Origin of the sequence: Hyphomicrobium sp., from assembly GCF_036833075.1 — a bacterium.
In the GTDB taxonomy this organism is placed as follows: domain Bacteria; phylum Pseudomonadota; class Alphaproteobacteria; order Rhizobiales; family Hyphomicrobiaceae; genus Hyphomicrobium_C.
In genome coordinates this window covers 23017-29497 of sequence record NZ_DAITQL010000052.1, presented here as the reverse complement: position 1 = coordinate 29497, position 6481 = coordinate 23017, and the positions used below count along the sequence as shown (strand labels likewise).

At 64.1% G+C, this 6481-nt stretch carries 6 protein-coding genes, 1 tRNA gene and 1 pseudogene; 4 read left to right on the top strand and 4 right to left on the bottom strand.

Going from position 1 to position 6481, the window contains the following annotated elements; all coding sequences use genetic code 11:
* Positions 1-533: pseudogene (locus V7082_RS14640) on the bottom strand (PQQ-dependent dehydrogenase, methanol/ethanol family); the annotation flags it as partial.
* Between the two features lie 492 nt (positions 534-1025).
* Here V7082_RS14640 and V7082_RS14635 point away from each other — a divergent pair.
* A complete protein-coding gene (locus V7082_RS14635; RefSeq protein WP_334149770.1) occupies positions 1026-1568 on the top strand; it encodes a hypothetical protein in 543 nt (180 codons plus the stop codon).
* Positions 1569-1593: 25 nt separating this feature from the next.
* The gene (locus tag V7082_RS14630; protein WP_334149768.1) at positions 1594-2277 is read left to right on the top strand and encodes a response regulator transcription factor; all 684 of its coding nucleotides are present in this window, start codon (positions 1594-1596) and stop codon (positions 2275-2277) included.
* Between the two features lie 7 nt (positions 2278-2284).
* Here V7082_RS14630 and V7082_RS14625 read toward each other — a convergent pair whose 3' ends face one another.
* Together V7082_RS14625 and V7082_RS14620 are read right to left on the bottom strand one after the other, a co-directional pair.
* Entirely contained in the window at positions 2285-2914 is a 630-nt protein-coding gene (locus V7082_RS14625) for a hypothetical protein (RefSeq protein WP_334149767.1), read from the bottom strand.
* Positions 2915-3097: 183 nt separating this feature from the next.
* Complete coding sequence (locus tag V7082_RS14620) at positions 3098-3748, bottom strand: SDR family oxidoreductase (protein WP_334149765.1); 651 nt, start codon at positions 3746-3748, stop codon at positions 3098-3100.
* Positions 3749-3843: 95 nt separating this feature from the next.
* Between V7082_RS14620 and V7082_RS14615 the strand changes: the two genes are divergently transcribed.
* Complete coding sequence (locus V7082_RS14615) at positions 3844-4803, top strand: LysR family transcriptional regulator (protein ID WP_334149764.1); 960 nt, start codon at positions 3844-3846, stop codon at positions 4801-4803.
* A gap of 286 nt (positions 4804-5089) precedes the next feature.
* Here the strand turns inward: V7082_RS14615 and V7082_RS14610 are convergent.
* Positions 5090-5174: transfer RNA gene (locus tag V7082_RS14610), tRNA-Leu, on the bottom strand.
* A 244-nt stretch (positions 5175-5418) separates the two neighbouring features.
* Between V7082_RS14610 and V7082_RS14605 the strand changes: the two genes are divergently transcribed.
* Entirely contained in the window at positions 5419-6402 is a 984-nt protein-coding gene (locus V7082_RS14605; protein WP_334149763.1) for a complex I NDUFA9 subunit family protein, read from the top strand.
* Positions 6403-6481: the final 79 nt, after the last annotated feature.

The window sequence follows — 6481 nt, the reverse complement described above, 5'->3', positions numbered from 1 at the left end:
ACGAGAGCCAGATCCTTGATCACGTACGGCGCCTGGGTCAGCGTCTGGCCGACCTTGATGTCGCCGTTCTCGACCTTCCAGTATTCCTCGCCGGTCGCGGCATTGAGAGCGACGAGATGGCCGTCGAGCTGGGTCTTGATGATGAGCGCGGGCACCGTGCCGTCGCCCGGCCAGTAGGCGAGGCCGCGGTTGACGAGGTCGCAACAGGCCACAGAGCGGGCGGCCGGATCCTGCTTCGGCTTGTGCTGCCACAGGATATGGCCGGGATCGTTGAGATCGAGTGCAAACGTGTGGTTCGGGAACGACGTATGGACGTACATGACGCCGTTCACGACGAGGGGCGTGCCTTCATGCCCGTGCAGCAGACCCGTCGAGAACGACCAGGCAGCGCGGAGCTGCTTCACGTTCTCGGTGTTGATTTGCGTATTGGGGCTATAGTTCTGCGAGCTGTAGTTCTTGCCAGGCATAACCCAGTTTTCGTTGCTCTTCGACAGCTCGACGAGCTTGTCGTTGGCGAACGAAGCCGATGCCATGGCGACTGTGAGCGCAACGCAGGACGCGCCCGCCAACAGCCCCTTACCCAGGTGCTTCATCATTCCCAAAACCTCGCGTTATCCATCCCAAGGCCGAGGCGGCTTTCCGAGCGAAATACCGCGCAAAAGCGCGGTCCGATCGCCAAGCCCGCCTCCACTGCTGCGATGGCGTCCGGTTAGGTCCGGGCGCCGTCGCGGCAACGGTTCCGATCGCTTGACCGCCAAAGGCTTGTTCCGCCCTGCTCGGTCATGCATCTCGATCCGCAAGGGCACGCTAGACGGCGATAAACGATGTGGTCTCTAGTCCGACTGGCAGAGATCGGCGGGACAAATTTGCAAACGGGCCGGGTTCGTCCGGGTTACGGGAAAAAACGTAACTATGTAACGTCATTGTGATCGCTCCGATAAGTCATCTTGTGGTGTCTCAGGTGTCATGCACGACGCGGAAATCATCTCGCGCCACGTTTGATCGCAAGGGAGACCCGAAAGACCGTGCTGCACGATCTTCCCATCGGTATGCGCTCCGTGTGCCTTGCGCGATCGACGGCGTTTGCGCTCGGCTGCCTGATGAGCGTCGGTCTCGCGGGATGCGGAGACGATGCCCCGCGCTCCGGCGAGCGTCGGGACGCTGGGCATGACGGTGCGGGCGCGCATCGCATCGACTGGCTCGATGTGTCGGCCCCGATCAGCCCTGCGCAATGGCTTGCGAGCCGTGGCGAGGACAAGCCGCGGTCCATCGGCGATCCCGAGGTGCAGCGTATCGCAGCCCGGCTTTCCGAGGCGCACGCGCGCTACCGCGAAAATGAGCGCATGATCGCAAATCGCTCCGTGCAGGTTTCCGAGATGCTCCGGCAGATCGGAATTTCCGAGACCGCCGTGCGCATTCTCGACGATCTGACCGGCATCGGCGCGAAGCTCGGGCAGACCGAAGGCTTCGGCGCCATCAGCCAGCACTATTTCAACCTCCGCGCCACGGGCGTCGCGCATTCGGAGGCTATCGCAACCCTCAAGGCCCGCTACGGGTCGAAGTCGTGATCACTTTCAAGGACGGACACCACCGATGGCACTTCCCATGACGCAAGGCACCGAACCGCTCCGCGTGCTCATCATCGACGATCACCCGTTCGTCTTGCAGGCCTGCGCGCGCATGCTCGAGGAAGCGGAGTTCGCGCGCGTGCTGCAAGCCAGCGGCCTGGCCGACGCCTACCGGCAGTATCGCGCACACCGCCCGCACGTCGTCGTCGTTGATCTTTCCATCAAGACGGCGGCGCTCGGCGGTCTCTCGTTCGTGCGCCGCCTCAGGCTTCACGACAAGAGGACGCCGATCCTCGTGCTCAGCATGCACAGCGATCCCATGATCATTCGCCGCGCGCTCGAGGCGGGCGCCACCGGCTACCTCCTCAAGGACGCCCCGTCCGAGGAGTTCCTGAGAGCCTTCAACACCGTGCGTTCCGGCAGGCCCTATCTCAGCCACGAGGTCGCATCCGAGATTGCGTTCAGCGAGACGCGCCTCAACGCGAGCCCGCTGCAGGCGTTGACGGTGCGCGAGCTGCAGACGCTCGCGTTGATCGCCGAGGGGAAGTCGTACGGCATGATCGCCGAGGAGCTGAACATCAGCTACAAGACGGTCGCCAACACGACATCGCAGATCAAGATGAAGCTCGGCGCGCGCAGCCTTCCGGAGCTGATGCGGATCGCGATCCACCACCTTCCTGGCCCGTCGGGCCGCCGTGGCATGGATTGAAGCGAGATCAGCCCGGCGCCTCGATGCGGAGATCGTCGGGCAGGCTGAAGGTGCCGTCGAACAGCCGCTTGTCCGAGCCGTCATCCTTTGTCACGACGTTGCGCACCGGCAGCCCTGAGACTTTGTCGATATAGAGGGTCTGTGTGCCGGCGGTCTCAGCCGGCTTGGCCCGATTGCCCTTGACGGCTTCCTCGGCGACGGGGGACAGAACGGCCTTGTAGGCGAGATAGGGCTTTCCCTCGAACGTCGTCTCGCCCAGGCATTCGTAGGCGAGCTTGCTCTTCGACGGTTCGCCCACCGACTCTTTGAGCTGCTGGGAGATCGCCTCGGCGAAGTTGGCCGGCACTTCGGTCCAGCCCTGTCCCTGGTTCGACCAGACCTTGTTGCCGATGGCGATCGTTTCCATCGTCTGAGGAGAATCGCCGAGCGAGACCCGCTGATGCATGCGGTCGGGAAGCTGATAGTCGACCGTCATGTTCAGCGTGCCCTGCTGCTCGTTGACGATCTTGGTTTCGAGCCGGAAGCCCTTGCTTTCCCGCAGCTTCGAGAATGCCTGATCGACCTCGGCTTTGCAGTCGGCATAGGCCCCACTGCAGGGCGCGATGGCGATCAGGGCGGCGGCAACGAGATATCTCATGAGCGATCTCCGATCGATTTGGCACTGCTGGACGCTCATGGCGCGGCGGATGACGCGTTGTCATGGTAGAATTGCGTGCGACTTTTTCCCGAGGCTTTGCGGTTTAGATCCCAAACACCGACAGCGTGGCGGCGCACCCGCCGAGCCACCGGGCATTCCGCGGCTCGGCGCGTGGGTCAGTGCTCAGCTGTACTGGATCTCGTTCGTCCAAGCGCCGGGATCCTCGTTGTGGAGCTTCCAGAAATGCTCGGCAACAGCGGCTGCGTGATCCGAGCCGGGCGAGACCCAAGCGGCAACCGTGACGGTGCCGACGTGAATGCCCTTGGCCTTGAAGTCATCGAACAGGCCGAGGGCGAGCGCGCGGATGCCAGCCTTGCCGATGCTGAGGGAGATGTAGTCGGCGGAGGGCGCAAGGGCAAAGCCGCCCCCCGTCAGCAGAAGGCTGCCCGATCCCTGCCCGGCCATCGCCTTCTCAGCCGCTTTCGCTGCAGCCTGCGCGCCGCCGATGTTGGTTGCCAAGTCCAATGCGAACGTGTCGGTCGGCTGGTCGCCGATTTTTTCTTGGCGCATTGAAGCCGCATTGTAGTGGACGACATCCACCGAACCGTGCCGCCGCTTCACGTTGGCGATCAGCGCCTCGACGCTTGCCGCATTCGATGTGTCAACCGTCGCGGCTTCTGCTTTCAATCCTTTGCCCGAGAGTTCTTCGGCAAGGTCCCGAACCTTCTCGGCATTGCGGGCGGCGAGAACGACCGCGTACCCTTCCTTGGCAAATCGCTCGGCGGTCGCGAAGCCCATACCGGGGCCGGTGCCGATAGAAACGAAAGTCTTCATGGGCGCGTCTCCTTTGCATCGCGTTGACGACGCCATGGATAAACCCTACGAAGCCTTTGATAATCGTCACTCAGGCCATTTAACCCGTGCAGAAAATGCAGGAATTGGATCGCGGCGGACTTGAGGAAATCGAGGCGTTCGCTGCCGTGGCCGAGCTTGGGGGCTTTGCGGCGGCAGCCAAGAGGATCGAGCGCGATGCATCGGTGATCTCGCGGCGCGTCAGCCAGTTGGAGGCGAGGCTGGGTGTGCGCTTGCTGGTCCGCACGACACGGCGCGTGGCGGTCACAGAGGCGGGAGAGAGCTACCTCAAGAGGGTGCAGATCATCCTTGAAGAGCTGTCGGCAGCGAATATAGAGGTCACCGAAAAGGCGGCAGCGCCGCAGGGTCTGCTTCGCGTATCTGCGCCGGTGACTTTCGGACGGCTGTGGCTGGCCCCCCTTATCGCGGGTTTTTTGAGACAGTATGAGCACATCCGCGTCGATCTCCGCTTCTCGGACCGGATCGTTGATCTGGTCGCCGAGGGCTTCGACGTCGCCGTCAGAGTGGGCGTTCTGCCGAGCAGCTCGCTACAATCCCGGCGCATAGGCGGCCACCGGATGTTGCTGGCTGCGTCTCCGAACTATCTGAGAACCGCCGGAACGCCGAAGCGGCCTGAGGACTTGCCTCGGTTCGCCTGTGTGGGCTTTACCGGCAACTCATCGTGGCCCGACTGGCGGTTGCAGTCTGGCGCAAAACGAAAGCTCGTCCGGCCAGTCTGCAGGTTCATCACCGACAACTCGGAAGCGGCGTTGGCGGCGGCGGTGGATGGGGCGGGGATCGTTCTTGCCCCCGATTGGCTGGTGGGGACGTCGCTGCATGAGGGCAAGCTGGTCGAGCTCCTCAGCGGCTGGACGGTCAAGGGTGATGGAGGGGTGTATACGGTGCTCCCGCCCGGTCGCCTCATCCCGAAAAAGAGCCGGGCCTTCATCGATTACCTGACGACGGAACTGAAACCGAGAGGGCAGTGGACGCGACGTCCGACGGGAGACAAAGGGGCGGGACGGCGGAAAAGATGACAGCCCGAACCATTCAATCTCATGATGAACAGGTGCCGTCAGAGACTGGAGACCATCGCCCCCACCGGACACCTCACTGAACACGTCCTTCACGATCACCTCGGCTCGCTGTCGATGCGGTGCGCTCCTCTCACGGCATCAGCTGGGAGCTCATGCCGAAAGGTCAGGCACGGGGCGCGGTTCAGTGTGCTGTAAAGATTGGTGCCGTCTCGGCTCGCCGTGTCCGCGTCGCTTCGCAACGGGAGAGAAAATCAGGCTGCAGCATCAGTATCTTGATGCGTTGCCGTGGTGCCCAGAAGAGGACTCGAACCTCCACGCCTCGCGGCGCTAGTACCTGAAACTAGTGCGTCTACCAATTCCGCCATCTGGGCAAGCCGGCAAGCCTGCGGGCGCATTGAGTTACGGGGAGTGGCCCGTCTTGTCAATTGCGGTGCGAAAGGCAGGACGGCGCGAGACCGCGCGACGACATTGGGGCTGGCCGGGTTCGGGCCCTTGGGCTAGATCGTCAGGGGTGCGGAGCTCGCCGTTGATCGTACGCATGGTCAGACGGCGGCGCGTCATTATCTTCTACGGGGGCGTTCTCGTGTGCGGAACGCAGGGCGGGGAACGAGCGGCATGGCGGAGCAGCGCGGAAAAAACCAGATTGTGACGATCCTCGGCGGATCGGGCTTCATCGGCCGGTACGCGGTGCGGGCGCTGGCCAAGGACGACTACCGGGTCCGGGCCGCGTGTCGCCGCCCCGATCTCGCCGGTTTCCTGCAGCCGATGGGCGATGTGGGCCAAGTCCAGCCGGTGCAGGCGAACCTGCGCTTTCCCGATTCGGTGCTGAGGGCTGTCGAGGGGGCTCACGTCGTCATCAATGCGGTGGGGGTGCTCACCAGCTCGGGGCGCCAGACGTTTGAGGCCGTGCACGTGGATGGCGCGCGTGCGGTGGCCCGTGCGGCGCGGGAGGCGGGTGCGGAGCGCTTCATCCACATCTCGGCCATCGGAGCCTCGGAATCGTCGCCGGCGCGCTATGCGCAGACGAAAGCGCGCGGCGAGGCGGCCGTGCTTGAGGAATTCCCGGGAGCGGTGATCCTGCGCCCCTCGATCGTGTTCGGTCCGGAGGATGCGTTTTTCAACCGCTTCGCCGCCATGGCGCAGGTTTCGCCCGTGCTGCCGCTGATCGGCGGAGGGCGCACGCGGTTCCAGCCGGTGTTCGTCGGAGACGTCGGGGCTGCGGTTGCCGCGGCGGCGGGAGGCGCGGGCGCGCCGGGCGCTGTCTACGAACTCGGCGGACCGGACGTGCTGACGTTCCGCGAGCTTCTGGAGCGGACGCTCGCGTATGCGGGCCGCAAGCGCGGCTTCCTCTCGTTGACGTTCTGGCTCGCCAAACTGCAGGCGCTTCTGACCTGGCCGCTGCCGAACGCCTTGCGCCCGCTGACCGTCGATCAGGTCCGGCTGCTGCAGGCGGACAACGTCGTGAGCGCGGCGGCGCAGGCGGAGAGTCGGACGCTCACAGGGCTCGGCGTGGCTGTGCCGCAGTCGATCGGGGCCATCGTGCCGATGTACCTCGAGCGTTTCCGTCCGAAAGGGCAGTACTCGCACTACCGGGGTTAGCCCGGGTTCTGTCGCGTTTCTCGCCGGAGCCGGCATCCGCGGTTCCGGACGCTTACTGAACGATCGCAAGGGGAGCGTT